A 15,196-nucleotide genomic window follows, 5' to 3' on the forward strand; every position below is an offset into this window, starting at 1 on the left:
AATCGAAGATTGGCACGCAGGGACTCGCTCAGCGATCAGGAACCCTCATGTACTCCAGTACATGAGGGTTCCTGCGCTGTACTTCACCCCGCTGAGGCCAGCTCGCGACAGATCCTGAACAGGTTCCAAGGCACACCTAGCGCCGCGTCTGGCAATACTGTCCGGGCGTGGCGGCCACCAGCCGCTTGAAAACTCGCTGGAAATGCGCCTGATCGGCAAAACCCAAGGCCAGAGCCACGTCGGCAATCCTGCGGCCTCGTCGCAGCAGCACCTTGCCACGCTGAATGCGGCAGTTCAGCAGATACTCGTGTGGCGTCATGTGATAACGCTGGCGAAAAGCACGGATCAGGTAGGAAGAAGACAAGGCGGCCGCGGAACAGATGTCCTGCAAACTCAGTTCCGCCGCATAATGGTCATTGATATAGTCAGCAGCCTGCAGCAGCCTGTCATGGGGCTCGTTCTCATTCCGGCCCGCCGGCTGCAGGATGGACTGCACCGCACTGAAGAAACCCACCGCCTCACCCTGCTTCTGCAACACCGAGGACTCGCCATCACGACAGAGCGCCACCAGCCGGTCCAGCTGCCGATACAGTCGGGCATCTTGGCTTAGCCGCGACTGGAAGGGATGAAAATCCTGATTGGCACTCAGCCCGAATTCCCTTTGCAAGCCCGCCAGCCAAGCGGTATCCACATACAGCATGTGATAGGACCATGGCTGGTCAGCAATGGGATTGCAGGCATGCACCTCGCCCGGGTTCATCAACACCACGTCTCCACGGCCCACGGCATGACTTGTCCGTTCATTCAGGTACGTGCTGCATCCGCCGGTGATGGCGCCAATGGAAAAATGCTCGTGCGAATGGCGGGCATAGCACACCTGGCGGCCATCCTGGATGGTGCGCAGCTCCAGAAAAGGCAGCGCAGGGTCACGCCAGAACAAGGGCTTGGCATCGGAACTCATGCCAATATGATAACACGCCGCTTCCCACCCAAAACCAAGCAGACAGCGTCAGGCTTTAGAGCCACAAACAGAACCCAGCGCAGCGGTCTTGGCTAGGCGCGCGGCCGCAGAAGACGAGGCGAAGCCGAAGTTTCTGCGAAGCTACATACAAGCAGTACGGCAAGTGCTTGCTGGGCGAATCAAAGATTCGCACGCGAGCGCAACAACGCCAAGAGGGTTTTGTTAACGGCTCTTAGTCCCACGCCAGATACTGCCGCTCCAGCAATGCCTCGAACTCCGCTGCCGGCAACGGCCGGCTGAATAGATAACCCTGTCCGGTATCGCAGCCCTGCTCAACCAAGTAACGCCGCTGCTCGTCCAGTTCCACCCCCTCCGCCACCAGCCCCAGCCCGAGACTGCGCGCGATGGAAATGATCGCCTGGGTGATCGCCGCATCATCCCGGTTCTGATGCAGGTCGGCAACGAACGACTGGTCAATCTTCAGCCCCTGCACAGGCAGACGCTTGAGGTAGGACAGCGAGGAATACCCTGTACCGAAATCGTCGATGGACAGGTACACGCCCAGCTCATGCAGCCGGTGCAGCACCTCGACCATGCCGCTATCCTCATCCATCGCCACACTCTCGGTAATCTCCAGCTCCAGCGCGGCGCTGGGCAGGCCACACTCTTCCAGCGTGCGCTCCACCAGTTCGACTACACCGGCGAACTTAAGCTGGCGTCCGGAAACGTTGACCGCCACGCGCCCGCCAAACAGCTGGCGCTCACGCCACTCCCGCACCTGCCTGCAGGCCGTCTTCATCACCCATTCACCGATCGGCACGATCAGCGAACTGTCCTCGGCAATCGGAATGAAACGTGCCGGCGACACCAGCCCCAGTTCGGGGTGGCGCCAGCGGATCAGGGCCTCGGCACCGACGAGCCGACCGGTCGCCAATTCGACCTTGGGCTGGTACCAGACCTCCAGCTCATCCTGGGCCAGCGCCTTGTGCAGACTGTACTCCAGCCGCAAGCGCTCCAGCGCACTGGCATTCATGTCCGGGGTATAGAACTGGAAATTGCTCTTGCCGCGCTCCTTGGCACGGTACATCGCCGTATCGGCGTTGACCAGCAAGACATCCGCGCTGGCCCCATCCTCGGGGAACATGCTGATGCCGATGCTGGCTGACACGAATACCTCCTGCCCGGCCACCACGGTTTCGCCGGCAATCGCGTCCAGCACGCTCTGAGCACGGCTCGCCACCTGCTGCACGCTGTCCACGGCCGGCATCAGCAAGGTGAACTCGTCGCCGGAGAGACGCGCCACCATCGCCAGCGGCGGCGCCACCTTCTTCATTTCCTCGGCGATCCACACCAGCAGCTCGTCACCGGCATGGTGCCCCAAGGTATCGTTGACCAGCTTGAAACGATCCAGGTCGATGAACAACAACGCCATGCGCTGTCCGAACTCGCGCGCCTGCTCCACCCCCGCCTCCAGCCGCTCCAGGAACAGGGTGCGGTTGGGCAACCCGGTCAGCGCATCATGGTTGGCGAGAAAATGCAGACGCTCCTCGGCCTGCTTGCGCTGGGTAATGTCGGAAAACACCGCAACGTAATGGGCGTACTCGCCGTTGTCGCCGCGAATACCAGTAATGCTCAGATGCTCGGTATAGAGCAGGCCATTCTTGCGCCGGTTGATCACTTCACCCTGCCATACACCGTCACGCTTCAGGCTGTGCCACAAATGCTCGTAAAACTCCGGCGGCTGCTTGCCCGACTTCAGCAAGGCAGGTGTCTTGCCGATGCTCTCTCGGGCCGAGTAACCGGTGATGCGCTCGAATGCCGGGTTGACCGACTGAATGATGCCGTAACCATCGGTGATGGCAATCCCCTCGAGCGTGGACTCGAACACCTTGTCCGCCAGGAGCAGACTCTGACGCGACAGCAGCAAAGCCTGGTCGCGCTCGTTGAGCGCCCCCTGCAACTCCAGCAGGCACTCGTGCTCGATGTTGTGGAGAATATCGCCGAAGCCCAGGATGAACTTGAGCCCACCGTCCGCTCCGCACACACCCAAGTGGCGGATCTTATGCTGCAACATCAGACGCCTGGCATGCAGCAGGCTGGCGTTCTCGGCCATGGTCAACATCGGCCGCGAGCACACCGCCCCCAACGCCTGATCGCACTCGCCTTGCGCCAGCAGGCGCACCACGTCGCGCCGGGTCAGGATGCCCAGTTCACCGTCGCTGAAGCACACCCCGACGGCATCCACCGCCCCCTGCCGCATCACCTTGACAGCATCCTTCAACCCCAGCTCGGCCCCCAGCACACAGGCCGGCCTGCACCCCAGATCCTCCAGCCGCTTCAGTCCGAGAAACGACTCGGTCCCTTGGTTGAGCACAATATCGGTCAGGGACACCAGGCCAAGATAGACACCGTCCCGTTCCACCAAGGCGTGGCGGATGCCATGGCGGCGGAAAAATCCGGTCGCATCATGAACCGACGTACCACTCTGGAGCGTACGCACCGGGGAACTCATCACCTGCTCCACCAGCGTGTCATCCTCCCCGGCCGTCGCCGAAAAATCCAGATTCAGCGCGTCGGTCTCGGTCCAGATCCCGAGGGCTGTTCCCGCCTCGTCCATCACGATAATGGAACCACAGTGAGATACCATCATCAGGCGGGCCGCCTCGTGCACCGAGGTGGAGGGTGGGCAACTCAATATCTCGGGGAGCAGAATGTGATCAACGGGTTGCAGCAACGGCGACATGTCTGGCTGATCCTAAACAATCGTTGACGAATACCCCGTCGAATATACAGGCATTCAATGACAGCGCGACTTGATGCCAAATGCTTTCTTCGCATTCCCTGATATAAATCAGTCCCAACACGAAAAAAGCGCCACCGCTGATGCGATGGCGCCTTCGTTCCTTGCCGGTGGCGAGTATTACACCCGCTCCCCCCACAGGTCGTGCTCATCGGACGCCGTGATCTCCACCTCGACGAAATCGCCCACCTGCAGGCCCTCGGCATCGGCCACGAACACCATGCCGTCGATCTCCGGGGCATCGGCATAGCTGCGACAAACCGCACCTTGCTCGTCAATCTCGTCGACCAGCACCGTCATGCGCTTGCCCACCCGGCGCGCCAGACGGACGGCGCTGATCTCGGCCGGCACCTCCATGAAGCGCTCCTTGCGTACCGCCTTGACCTCCTCCGGGTAGCATGCGGGCCGGTCACCGCCAGCACAGAAGGATGCACATCGCGTACCACCACCCCTTTCGCTCCCAGACAACCCGTCACGATGACCTTGCCGTTTTCCGTCAAGGCCTCACCAATCGCATCCATCGATTCGGCAACAGCCGAATCGATGAAGTCACAGGCATTGACCACGACCAGGTCGGCTCCATCGTAGGAGGGGGAAATATCGTAACCTTCGGCGCGAAGGCGGGTAAGAATCTGCTCGGGATCAACCAAGGCCTTGAGACGCCGAGCGATACGAAGCCGACTTTGGGGGCGGAATGGGCCATACGTTAGTAAAGTCCCGAATCTTATTGAAAGAATAGAGAAAGCCGGGGTCACGTGAACGACACCCGGCTGACAACGTGCTGATTATATAAGAAAAATGGTGATATCGGCGGACCGATCAGGACTTGCCTTCTTTGTCCTTGTCGGCAGGCGGATAGGCGGGGAAGCCAAAGCCGGTGAACAGTTGCTTGGTCTGTTCCTGCATGCGGTTCTGCATTTCCAGATACATACCGGTGCTCTGCTCCAGGTAGCTCGACATCATGTTCTGCATGGCCGGGCCCTGCATCTTCATGAACTCGCCCCACAGGTTGGCGTTGAACATGGCGTTATCGCCGTACATCGCCCGAGTCTGTTCCTGCATCTTTTGCTGCAGCTGTGTAAAGAGCTGGAGGTTTTTCTCCAGGAACGGCCCCATCATGCCCTGCATGGCCTGCCCGTAGAAACGGATGAACTGCGTCAGCACCTCATAGCTGAACATCGGCGCACCACCGTTTTCCTCTTCAAAAATGATCTGAAGCAGTACGCTGCGGGTAATGTCATCCTGGGTCTTGGCGTCAACCACCTGGATGTCGATATTGTCATGAACCAGCTGCTTAACGTCCCCCAAGGTAATGTAAGAACTCGTCGCCGTGTCGTATAGCCGGCGATTCGGATACTTTTTAATGACCCGCTTCTCAACACTCATGTAACACTCCCAGTTCATTGTCGTGGTGTTGTGTGCGAACAATTTATCATAAATGCAACAACATAGAGCAAATCTTCTAGCCACTGCATTGAGCAGCATGCTAAATTTTGCGAGTATATTGTGCATTGCACAATGCAATTCACACCGTACAACACACCACGGAGAGGGTCATAAACCATGTTCACTACCAACGAGCAGTTCAGTAAGTTTTCGCTGGGCGGCGTCGAAACCGCGCTGCGCTTCGCCCAGATTTCGCTGGATAGCACCGAAAAGCTGGTGAAATTCAACCTCGAAGTTTCCAAACAGTCTCTCGAAGACAACATCAAGGTCGCCCAGGACCTCGCTGGCGCCAAAGACCCGCAAGAAGCCGTCGCCCGCATCAACAAGCTGGCTACCGAGTCGGTAGAGCAAGCGGTCACCAACTCCCGCAATGTCTACGAAATCGTCACCCAGGCTCAAGGCGAACTGGCCAAGCTGGCTGAAGAAAACCTGGGCACCCTGAACAAGTCGCTGATCAACGTCATCGAAGACATCGCCAAGAACGCTCCGGCCGGTTCCGAAGTCACGGTCAACGCCGTCAAAACCTCGGTTGCCGCCGCCGCCGCTGCCATCAACAGCTTCACCAAGGCAGCACAGCAAGTAAACGAATTTGCCGAAACCAGCGTGAAGGCTGCCAGCAGCGCCACCGCTGACGCCGTCAAAGCCACGACCAAACGTGCCAGCAACACCAGCGCGTCCTGATCGCTGCCCCTTGCGACAAAAGGCCATACCCTGCACGGGTATGGCCTTTTTCATTCTTCCACTTTCAGACACCCTGCTCACGTTCCCCACCACACATCAGGTGCCCAATTTCCCACGCGGGTTTACAATTCGGGTTTTACGAGCCCACATAGAAACAGGGTAGCGCATGAAGATCAGTAGCAATTTTGACGCCGGCAGTATCGAAGTTGTCTCGATGAACGGCTTTGAAGACATTCAGCTTCGCATTCCGAACGATAATGCCTCGCACTTTGCCCAGTGGTTCTACTTCCGCCTGCAAGGAGCCGCGTACCAAACCTGCAACCTGCGCTTCCTGAATGCGTCCGAGTGCGCCTACCCCGAAGGCTGGGCCGACTATCACGCCATGGCATCGTACGATCGCATCAACTGGTTTCGGGTGCCAACCAGCTATGATGGCAGCGTAGTGACCATCGAACACGTGCCGCTGGCCAATAGCGTGTACTACGCCTACTTCGAACCTTACTCTTACGACCAGCATCTGAACCTCATCGGACAAGCACAGGGTTCCGGCCTCTGCCAAGTCTCCGACTTGGGCTCGACCCTGCAGGGGCGGGACATCAATCTGCTGACCATCGGTCATGAAGTCGAATCCGATCTCAAGATTTGGATCACGGCACGCCAGCACCCCGGCGAGACCATGGCGGAATGGTTCGTCGAAGGTTTCCTCAACCGCCTGCTCGACCCGATCGACCCGACATCCCGCATGCTGCTCGACCATGCTACCTTCTACGTGGTACCGAACATGAACCCTGATGGCTCCGTCCTGGGAAATCTGCGCACCAACGCAGCAGGAGCCAACCTGAACCGCGAATGGCTGAATCCCTCGCTGGAAGCCAGCCCGGAAGTCTTCGTCGTACGTCAGAAAATGCTCGAGACCGGCGTCGATCTATTCCTCGACATCCATGGCGACGAGAACATTCCCTTCGTCTTCGTCGCCGGAACCGAAGGCGTGCCCAGCTACAACGACCGCATCCGCGCCTTGGAAGAAGCCTTCAAGCATCACCTGAAACTTGCCTCTCCCGACTTCCAGGACGAACACGGCTACGAAAAAAGCGCCCCTGGCAGCGCCGATCTTTCCTGGGCCACCACCTGGGTCGGCAACCAGTTCCAGTGCCTCGCCTACACGCTTGAGATGCCGTTCAAGGACAATGCCAACCTACCGGACGACGATTACGGCTGGAATGGACAACGCAGCCAACGGCTGGGCGAGGCCATGCTCACGCCCATATATGCAGTCATCAACAAACTGCGTGCCTGAACGATTTGGCACCCAAGCAAAACGGCCGCTCAGCGGCCGTTTTGCTTGGGTGCAGGACATCATTCACGGCGCAGCCGACGGCATCCCCTCTAACGCCTTTACCAGCTCGATTTCGACCAAATACCAGTCGCGCCCCTTTTCGAGCACCTTTCCTAAGGCAACCTGGAAGAATTTGCCTCTGGCGCTCATATAGTACTGTTTACCCAGCATGTACGAGGCAACCGGTACAATGAGTGTATTGATGCTCCGCTCGTTCCTGGTCAAGGGCACAAACAGGGCGATTACCCCTCCCTGCCAAACATGCTCCGGCATGGTCCGCGGGTCCACCGCCTTGACATCCATCGCCCTCAGCGCAGCTGCTACCGGCCGATCGGTCAGGGTTTCGATCCCGAGAAAAATTTTCTCCCGGTGCAGACGTCGGATGCGCCGCACAATACCCACACTCCACGTGGCCCCCTCGCCTTCCTTGTACCCCAGCAACTCCCCCAGACTGACCCATTCGTTCCCGACCGCATCCAGTGAGACCCCCAGCCCGGTCTGACTGATATTTTCAATTTCCCACTGGTTGAAAACTTCCTTGGCCAACGGGGTTTCCTCAGGTCGCACAGGAACCGTCGGGAGTGCCTTATCTTTACGCCGACTGGTGACAAAACCATAGACCCGCAGGTCGGAAGCCGAACTGAAATTGTCTTTAGGCAGCGCAGCCGCCGTCTTCAGTTTCTGTTCATCGGGCTGGCGAATCAGGCGATGCAAGGTCCCAAGTCGATGCACCACTTCGATTTTACGGTTGCTGACCGCAACCCGCTCTGCACGTTGAATGCGAACAGGCTTGGCGGCCCACTCTCGGCACAATACACGGAAGAGAACCGCATCCACACCTGGCTCGGCAAGACGAGCCAGTTCTGTCGGCATATGCCCTGTTTCAAGAACCGCCAGCCAACCATGCAGTATTTCGTTAACCTCGGCCGTGCTCCAATAACGGTAAAACCCAGAGCCGAACGTTCCCATGCAACGCGAGGCAGGATGCCCTTCATCCAGCACCACGGCAAAACTAAGGTCGGGAGAAAACTCGCGAACTAGGGCCATCCGGTTCGAGACCAGGCGCAGTAACTCGTAGGAAAAATTTAGCTGCCTAGGGGTCAAGTTACCACTGGAAAGCAAGGCCAGCATCTGCAGGATGAGAAACTGATCCTGTACGGTCGTACCTTCATCGTGCTCGCCGAAAAGGAATACCGGCGCCGACTCCAGGCCTCGTTCTTCAGCAAATCGGTAGACGTGATTGACGTTCAGCCAGAACACCTCCCCAGGCGAGACGCCTTGAAAGAACGACCATCGGGCTGCCTCACAGAAATAATGCATCATGCGTGCCAGCACCAAAGGCAGCATGGCATAGACACGGCGTTCATCCTCGCCGGAAAAGGACTGACTTAGGGCCTGTCGGTAGGCATCGAGAAATTCGCTGCCATATCCCAAAATCTGTCTCCGTAACTGTGCTTCCAGAACCTTGGGCATTCTGATATTCATCAGGTACTGGATACCCAGTTGGTAATGAAACTGGGCCGTTTCCCGGTTAAGTGTCAAAACGGCCTCTAGCGTATCCGCAGACAACACCGCGCCATTACGATTAAGCTCGGCGACAGCTTCCGACACCTTGTCGTGGGATGCAGAACCGTACTCCTGCTTCAGCGACTCGACCCATTCCTTGGCAGAGGCCGCGTTGCTGAGCGGATCGATCTTCTTCTTTGAGCCGCGCAAGAAAAAATCCAACATGATGCCGCCTGTCTTAATAGCTTTTTATAGATAACACAACAATTTACACATAAATCACGCCACCCCAGTATCTTCACAGTATCCGCAGGATCGCTCCCAACATGCAAGATGCACTGACAAGTAAAACAAAAAAAGCATCCTCATAGGGATGCTTTTTTGATCTTGACCAAAGAACTGCGATCGTCAAATCGCCAGATCCTCAAGAGTTTTGCCGGTGGCGAGTAGCTCCTGAACCCACAGTGGCTTGCGGCCACGGCCAGTCCAAGTCAGCTCGGGATTTTGCGGGTGGCAATACTTGGCTTCTACCGGCTTGCGGGCCGGACCTACTTTGCCCAGCACCTCTTCCACGCTCAGCCCGTACGCACGAGCAAGTTCCACAATCTGTTTTTTAGCTTTAGCTTTTTCCTCGTGCTCACGCCGTTTAATCTCGTTTTCCAGATCGCTTTTGAGGGAAAGTAGATCAGCAAAGCTCAGATTGGAAAGTTCCATTTAGTCATCTCACTAGTTTGAAAATATATTTCAATTTAGTCACAACCCAAGGATGCGGTCAAGTCTATTTTGAAAATTGCCAACTCGGCGATTCCGGCTTAGTCGATGACATAAGGCAGGCCGAGATCCATAAGGGCATTTTTATATTCCTTTTCAAGAAAGAGGCCGGTTTCCCAACCTGCAAGCTGCGCCACAGCAAGAGCAACCCGCGAACCACTCTGGTCACAACCAGTGTTTACGATCATGCCTATAGCTTGATCACCCGTTGCAGGGCTATACAAGGAATCGCCTGGGTTTGCTGCCACCGGCAATTCGACGCGGAACAGACGCCTTTTCACCTTTCCCAGATACTGGGTTCTGGCGACAATTTCCTGGCCGGGGTAGCAGCCTTTCTTAAAGCTTATCCCACCCAGCACATCCATATTGATCATTTGGGGAACAAACTGTTCCTGAGTAGGTCCGGTGACCCATGGAACTCCTGCCGCAATATCCAGAAGCGACCACGCCTCACCCCCCACTTGTCGGCATACTTGCTCAAGCCGGCTTTTAACTACCCCAGAAGCAGATGCATCATAAGACAACAGCAAATTACCCGCCGGCAATCGGATCATTACACCAGATTCGTTGGCCATCACATCGTGCGCCTGCGCTGGCACATCAGTAAAAACATCCCTCAAAACCGCCTCAGCCCCCGTCCCCTTTACCCCTGCCAGCTGCCAAGGTTCGGTCAGCACTTCAAGCTTCACTTGGGAGCGCAGCACAAACATGCTCAGGCGGCGACACAACGCAGCGGCAATATCGGCCGGGACCAGCAAGAAATAATCACCACGGAATTGCCAAATCAGGAAGCTCCCTAAAACCCTACCTTTGGCATTGGAATAACTGCTGTACTGGCTACGCGACTCCGAGACCTCGCGCAGGTCGCTCGACAACTGCCCCTGAAGAAAGCCTTGTGCATCACTGCCACTAGCTCGAATAACGGAAAAATGTGCCATAGAACACAGGGCGTTGCCATTACACACGGCGTCAAGCTGCTGCTTGAAATCATCGGCCACATCTGCACTTAATCCATTCATCACATTCCCTTCCGTTTCTGATTGCCGCAGAGACAGAGCGACTCATCAAACGTCGACGTCTCAAATCCTTGAATTCTGTAGCATGATAGATTGGGCCCTAGCGCCACTTAATCAAGCATCGACATCGCCATTGCCCACAAAGCAATTCGGCCTTGACAAGTGGCGATGAAGCATATATTATACGCCTCCATCAATTCCCTGATAGCTCAGTTGGTAGAGCGACGGACTGTTAATCCGCAGGTCGCAGGTTCGAGCCCTGCTCGGGGAGCCAATTCAAAAAAGCCGCACACTACCTGTGCGGCTTTTTGCTTCCCGTGCAGTCAACACCAAGGCACGCCACCTGCGTTTCCCTTGCCAAGCAAGCGATATAAGTTATACGCCGCAGCCCCTACCAATGTTGTTGCAGTAGCGCTATATTCTCCCACGCCAACGCACCTGAATGGCATGCCAATACCCCCCCGGCCACCTTCCTGCCCACCCGCAGGGGATATCCACTATAGTTGATTACAGCCACCGCTTGGCACTTAATACCGAACCATAAACCCACCACCTGGAGCCAACTATGCGTCTTATCCAAGAATTTAAAGAATTTGCAATGAGAGGCAACGTCATTGACCTTGCCATTGGCGTGGTGATCGGCGGCGCATTCGGAGCCATCGTAAAATCCCTTGTTGACGATGTGATCATGCCTCCCATCGGGCTGATTCTCGGTAACGTCGATTTCTCCAATTTCTTTTTCGTCCTCAAAGAAGGCAGCAAACAAGCCGGACCCTACGTTTCGGTTGCTGCAGCCAAGTCGGCAGGGGCCATTACTCTCAACATCGGCTTGTTTATCAATGCACTGGTCAGCTTCGGCATCGTCGCCTTCGCCATTTTCATGCTAGTCAAATCGATCAACCGCCTGAAAAAGGAGGAAGTTCCCGCCGCAGCCGAGCCAGCCCCCGTCAAAGACTGCCCTTATTGCCTCTCCAGCATTCCCAGCAAAGCCTCGCGCTGCCCGCACTGCACGTCCGAACTAAGCTCCTAGGGATACCCAACTCGCCCCGCCAAGTGTGCGGGGCACAGCACCAAACTTCCTTCATTTGCTGGTCAGGTGCGGTTCACGTAAAATCGGTACCGTTCTGGGGGAGTAGCCTCAATGCGCTAATGCATTGGCACGTGTCAACATACTTGGTTTTAACACCATGGCACGCGCGGCCGTGAAGGCTTGGCAAGACCCATGACAGGCTTGCACTTTCAGCTGGGGCTGCAGTGCAGATCCGTCATGGCGTTCTTCGCAGCCCCTTGGAGCCTTTATGGAAGCCCTGCTTCTCTCTACGGGTGTCGTCGCCCTTGCCGAAATTGGCGATAAAACCCAACTTCTCGCCCTGCTTCTTGCGGCCCGTTACCGCAAACCCATACCCATCATCCTGGGCATCTTGATTGCAACGCTTTTTAACCATGCCGCAGCTGCCATGGTCGGCCAGTGGGTCACCAACCATGTCGGCGCGGATGTAATGCGCTGGATACTGAGCGCTTGCTTCATCGGCATGGCAGTCTGGATCATGATCCCGGATAAAATCGATGGAGACACCCGCTTTTTTGAACGGGTCGGGATCTTTGGCGCCACCCTCATTGCCTTCTTCCTCGCCGAAATGGGGGACAAGACCCAAATTGCCACCGTCGCGCTGGCCGCCCGTTTCGACTCGCTAGCCAGCGTGGTAGCCGGGACCACGATAGGGATGTTGCTTGCCAACGTACCAGCTGTCTTATTCGGGGACATGGTTTCGCGCAAAATCCCAACGCGTGCAGTACACGGGGCGGCGGCCATGCTGTTTGCCGGCCTTGGCGTCATAACACTGCTGATACCACTGCAATAACAGCAAAGGGAGGCTTAACCTCCCTTTGTTTATAGTTTTGATTATTTTCAGCTATTCGCTGCCGACAGCATGTCGTTCGGGTCGAAGCCCAAGCGCAGCGCCCCCCAATGACGCCCCTGCACCATCACCGGCAGGGCCATTTCAGACAGCACCTCACCAGTATCACGCACATACGTTTGCAACAGCATCGGCTGGGTATTCCTGGCTGAACGCAAACCGGCTTTATCGTTATAAATGCGCTTGTCGCGACTGGAGGCCAAATCCTTTTGCAGGTCACCCGTCACAGGGCGCGAATAAAAACTATTGTGCGTCGGGGCATAACCATTGCTATCGACCATCACACAGTACCTCCCCCCCTTGGCATCCTGCACCGCCCGGTCATAGATAGGCTGCAGCACAGACTCCACCTTGCTGTCGTAACTCGTATGGTATTTCGGCGGCGTCACCCCAGGAATGGGGCGGTACTGCTGATCGAACAGATTAACCCCCTCCCCAGCAAGACGACCCAACACCGTCTGCAATTCATCCCGAGTCTGTCTCGCACTGTTCAGGGCTTTATCAAATACTCCCTCCCCGATGATGAAGCGCGAAACCAGATCCTGCACCTGCTCGGCGGCACCTGAGAGTACGTCAGCGACCTCCTCGGTGTGCAGCAGGCGCTCTGATACGTTCTGACTTAGCTCGTGAATCTGGGCCACGTGCAGATTCACTTCGCGATTGGTTTCAGCAAATGTTTCCATGGTGTCGGCAATACCGCGCAGGCTACCTGCAGTCTGCTCGAAATCACCCATCATCCTGCCGAACTGCTGAGAGGCTTTGGACACCACTTCCCTGGCCAATTGGGTATCGCTGCTGATTTCGTTGGTTTCAGCCTGCGTTTCCGCCACCAAGCTGAGCATGCCGTCGATATTGCCGGAAATCTCGTCGGTTGCCGTTTTGACTCTTTCGGCCAACTTACGCACTTCATCGGCCACCACGGCGAATCCACGCCCGGATTCACCTGCACGGGCAGCCTCGATCGCAGCATTGAGCGCCAGCAGATTGGTCTGGTCGGAGATTTCCTTGATAAGCTCAACGATGGTCTTGATGCTGGCCGAGCGCTGGCTTAGATAGTCAACGGTCTGGTTGAAATGTCCAACCTTGGTGCTGATGTCGTAGATACGATCAGCCACCGATTTCAGTTCATCAAAGGAAACCCGGGCAACGTCAAGATTGCTTAGTGTCGTAGAGGAAATGGCCTGGGTCTGCTCGGTGACTTGATTGATGCCGGAGGTTGTCTGATTACTGGCGTCGCAGACCTTGGTGGCAAAATCGTCTTGCTGGCGGGCGCTTTCCAGCGATTCGTGGATATTCTTGCGGGTGCGGGCAGAATCCATGGCGATCCTGACCGTCATCAGCCTGACATTGCTGATGATTTCTCTCATCTTGGTCAGAAATCGATTGTAGGACACGGAAAGCTCGCGGATTTCATCGTGGGTGATAGTCGGAATCTCACGCGACAAATCCCCCTCTCCGGCGCCGATCTCGTTGAAAATGGAAATGGTCATTTTCAGTGGCCGGACGATCAAGTAGCGCAGGTACCAGACCATGAAAGCAATAAAGACCAGGCAGATGCCCCACAGGATGAGGGTCCACAAAATGGCACTGTCGATACGCGCCTCCACCAGAGTCAGAATCTCGGCGGAAACCGTATGGTTCTTGTGAATGGCCCTGATATCCTCCAGAGCAGAGTAGATATAGACCACCATCCCCAACTGAAAGGCACTGATAAAGAAGAAGCTGCACAGCTTCTTGGTCAGGCTGTTCCAGAACGTTTTTTCCGTCCAAGAGTACATACTCCAGAACCACTCCATCTGCTGTCTCCCAAGTAATTTGCCACTGACCTTTATTTTTTCTTTAAAAGCTGAAGTCGATTCTCACCTGAAATGAGAAAAATGACCAGATGGCTGAGTCGTCACTATTGATTTCTGTCAAACAGGCCCAGAATCTCCTCAACGTCGCTGCCATGCCAGCCAATGTTCGCGATCGGCAAACACGGGAAGCGTCTGCCCCACCCGACTCATGTCAAGTAGATCAAACCATGGCAAAAGCCATTGCTGCAATTCCTGCAACGTCGAGCCGAAAGGCGGCCCCTTCAGGTTATCCCCCAGGAAGAAAAAGCCGGCAAGAACGCCGCCGGGGCGAAGCAAGGTAGCCATTTTCCGTGCATACGCCTCCCTGCTAGCCAGAGGCAAAGCACAAAAGAAGGCTCGCTCGTATATCCAATCGTAATCCTGACGTTCCGGCAGCAAGAAAAAATCGGCTTGCTGGACGCAATCGGTACTGGCACCAAGGCTCGCTCTCGCACGAGCTACGGCCTCCGCACTGAAATCAATCGCGTCAACCTCAAAACCATGGTCAAGCAGCAACTTGACCTCATGAGCGCTGCCACACCCCGGAACCAGCACCCTGCTGCCCTCAGGCCGGGTCTCAGCAAATACCTGGAATGCAGCAGGAATATCAGCGGTATCCCACGGGGTGACGCCAGATGCATAACGAACGTCCCAGAAACTGGGTTCGGCGCAATTCTGCTTCATCGCGACTTCCTTAGTATTAGCCTTGGAGCTTATTCCCACTCTTTGCCGGGTCAGCCTCACTGCCAAGCCATTGGGCAGAATCAGCCAGCCAATCCCTAGCCTCTCCCAGGAGGGCTACATCATCCTTGCCGGCCAAATGTGCGGCCAAGGCACTGTCAGGCAGATTCATGCGCAGCGATCCGTCCAACTCAAAACGGAACAACAGTTTGGTAAACCCTTGGTACCAGGTCATCGCCCACTC

At 56.2% G+C, this 15,196-nt stretch carries 15 protein-coding genes, 1 tRNA gene and 1 riboswitch; of the genes, 5 read left to right on the forward strand and 11 right to left on the reverse strand.

The window, feature by feature from the left end; all coding sequences use genetic code 11:
• Positions 1–136: 136 nt before the first annotated feature.
• The 5 genes from B9N72_RS15615 to phaR form a co-directional block, all read right to left on the reverse strand.
• Positions 137–961 (reverse strand): AraC family transcriptional regulator, encoded by an 825-nt coding sequence (locus B9N72_RS15615; protein ID WP_085277230.1) that lies wholly within the window; start codon positions 959–961, stop codon positions 137–139.
• A gap of 232 nt (positions 962–1,193) precedes the next feature.
• A complete protein-coding gene (locus B9N72_RS15620) occupies positions 1,194–3,704 on the reverse strand; it encodes an EAL domain-containing protein (RefSeq protein ID WP_085277231.1) in 2,511 nt (836 codons plus the stop codon).
• Positions 3,705–3,881: 177 nt separating this feature from the next.
• The gene (locus B9N72_RS21780; RefSeq protein WP_234986006.1) at positions 3,882–4,118 is read right to left on the reverse strand and encodes a TRAM domain-containing protein; all 237 of its coding nucleotides are present in this window, start codon (positions 4,116–4,118) and stop codon (positions 3,882–3,884) included.
• Positions 4,058–4,516, reverse strand: coding sequence for a hypothetical protein (locus tag B9N72_RS21785; protein ID WP_234986007.1), 459 nt, complete (start codon positions 4,514–4,516; stop codon positions 4,058–4,060). Before B9N72_RS21785 ends, B9N72_RS21780 begins: the two co-directional genes overlap by 61 nt.
• 64 nt (positions 4,517–4,580) lie before the next feature.
• The gene (gene phaR, locus B9N72_RS15630) at positions 4,581–5,147 is read right to left on the reverse strand and encodes a polyhydroxyalkanoate synthesis repressor PhaR (protein WP_008955118.1); all 567 of its coding nucleotides are present in this window, start codon (positions 5,145–5,147) and stop codon (positions 4,581–4,583) included.
• A gap of 177 nt (positions 5,148–5,324) precedes the next feature.
• On the opposite strand from phaR, the gene B9N72_RS15635 reads away from it, so the two are divergent.
• Together B9N72_RS15635 and B9N72_RS15640 are read left to right on the forward strand one after the other, a co-directional pair.
• Complete coding sequence (locus B9N72_RS15635; protein WP_085277232.1) at positions 5,325–5,888, forward strand: phasin family protein; 564 nt, start codon at positions 5,325–5,327, stop codon at positions 5,886–5,888.
• 166 nt (positions 5,889–6,054) lie between these two features.
• Positions 6,055–7,185: a M14 family metallopeptidase gene (locus tag B9N72_RS15640; RefSeq protein ID WP_085277233.1), complete on the forward strand. Its 1,131-nt coding sequence runs from the start codon at positions 6,055–6,057 to the stop codon at positions 7,183–7,185.
• Positions 7,186–7,248: 63 nt separating this feature from the next.
• Here the strand turns inward: B9N72_RS15640 and B9N72_RS15645 are convergent, their stop codons facing one another.
• The 3 genes from B9N72_RS15645 to ygfZ form a co-directional block, all read right to left on the reverse strand.
• Positions 7,249–8,955, reverse strand: a complete 1,707-nt coding sequence (locus tag B9N72_RS15645; protein WP_085277234.1) for a hypothetical protein — start codon at positions 8,953–8,955, stop codon at positions 7,249–7,251.
• A gap of 183 nt (positions 8,956–9,138) precedes the next feature.
• Positions 9,139–9,444, reverse strand: a complete 306-nt coding sequence (locus tag B9N72_RS15650; RefSeq protein ID WP_085277235.1) for an H-NS histone family protein — start codon at positions 9,442–9,444, stop codon at positions 9,139–9,141.
• Between the two features lie 98 nt (positions 9,445–9,542).
• Complete coding sequence (ygfZ, locus tag B9N72_RS15655) at positions 9,543–10,520, reverse strand: CAF17-like 4Fe-4S cluster assembly/insertion protein YgfZ (RefSeq protein ID WP_085277236.1); 978 nt, start codon at positions 10,518–10,520, stop codon at positions 9,543–9,545.
• A gap of 195 nt (positions 10,521–10,715) precedes the next feature.
• Here ygfZ and B9N72_RS15660 point away from each other — a divergent pair.
• The 3 genes from B9N72_RS15660 (at position 10,716) to B9N72_RS15670 (ending at position 12,379) form a co-directional block, all read left to right on the forward strand.
• Positions 10,716–10,791: transfer RNA gene (locus B9N72_RS15660), tRNA-Asn, on the forward strand.
• Between the two features lie 291 nt (positions 10,792–11,082).
• Positions 11,083–11,547, forward strand: coding sequence for a large-conductance mechanosensitive channel protein MscL (gene mscL / locus B9N72_RS15665; RefSeq protein WP_085277237.1), 465 nt, complete (start codon positions 11,083–11,085; stop codon positions 11,545–11,547).
• 83 nt (positions 11,548–11,630) lie between these two features.
• A riboswitch (yybP-ykoY riboswitch) is annotated at positions 11,631–11,803 on the forward strand.
• Positions 11,804–11,815: 12 nt separating this feature from the next.
• Positions 11,816–12,379: a TMEM165/GDT1 family protein gene (locus B9N72_RS15670; RefSeq protein WP_085277238.1), complete on the forward strand. Its 564-nt coding sequence runs from the start codon at positions 11,816–11,818 to the stop codon at positions 12,377–12,379.
• 47 nt (positions 12,380–12,426) lie between these two features.
• Here the strand turns inward: B9N72_RS15670 and B9N72_RS15675 are convergent, their stop codons facing one another.
• From B9N72_RS15675 to B9N72_RS21490, 3 genes are all read right to left on the reverse strand, one after another.
• On the reverse strand, positions 12,427–14,232 hold the full coding sequence (locus B9N72_RS15675; RefSeq protein WP_085277239.1) for a methyl-accepting chemotaxis protein: 1,806 nt from the start codon (positions 14,230–14,232) through the stop codon (positions 12,427–12,429).
• A 138-nt stretch (positions 14,233–14,370) separates the two neighbouring features.
• Positions 14,371–14,955, reverse strand: a complete 585-nt coding sequence (locus B9N72_RS15680) for a methyltransferase (protein ID WP_085277240.1) — start codon at positions 14,953–14,955, stop codon at positions 14,371–14,373.
• 16 nt (positions 14,956–14,971) lie between these two features.
• The gene (locus tag B9N72_RS21490) at positions 14,972–15,187 is read right to left on the reverse strand and encodes a hypothetical protein (RefSeq protein ID WP_234986008.1); all 216 of its coding nucleotides are present in this window, start codon (positions 15,185–15,187) and stop codon (positions 14,972–14,974) included.
• Between the last annotated feature and the right edge of the window lie 9 nt (positions 15,188–15,196).

It is taken from the genome of Pseudogulbenkiania subflava DSM 22618, from assembly GCF_900177275.1.
GTDB lineage: Bacteria > Pseudomonadota > Gammaproteobacteria > Burkholderiales > Chromobacteriaceae > Pseudogulbenkiania > Pseudogulbenkiania subflava.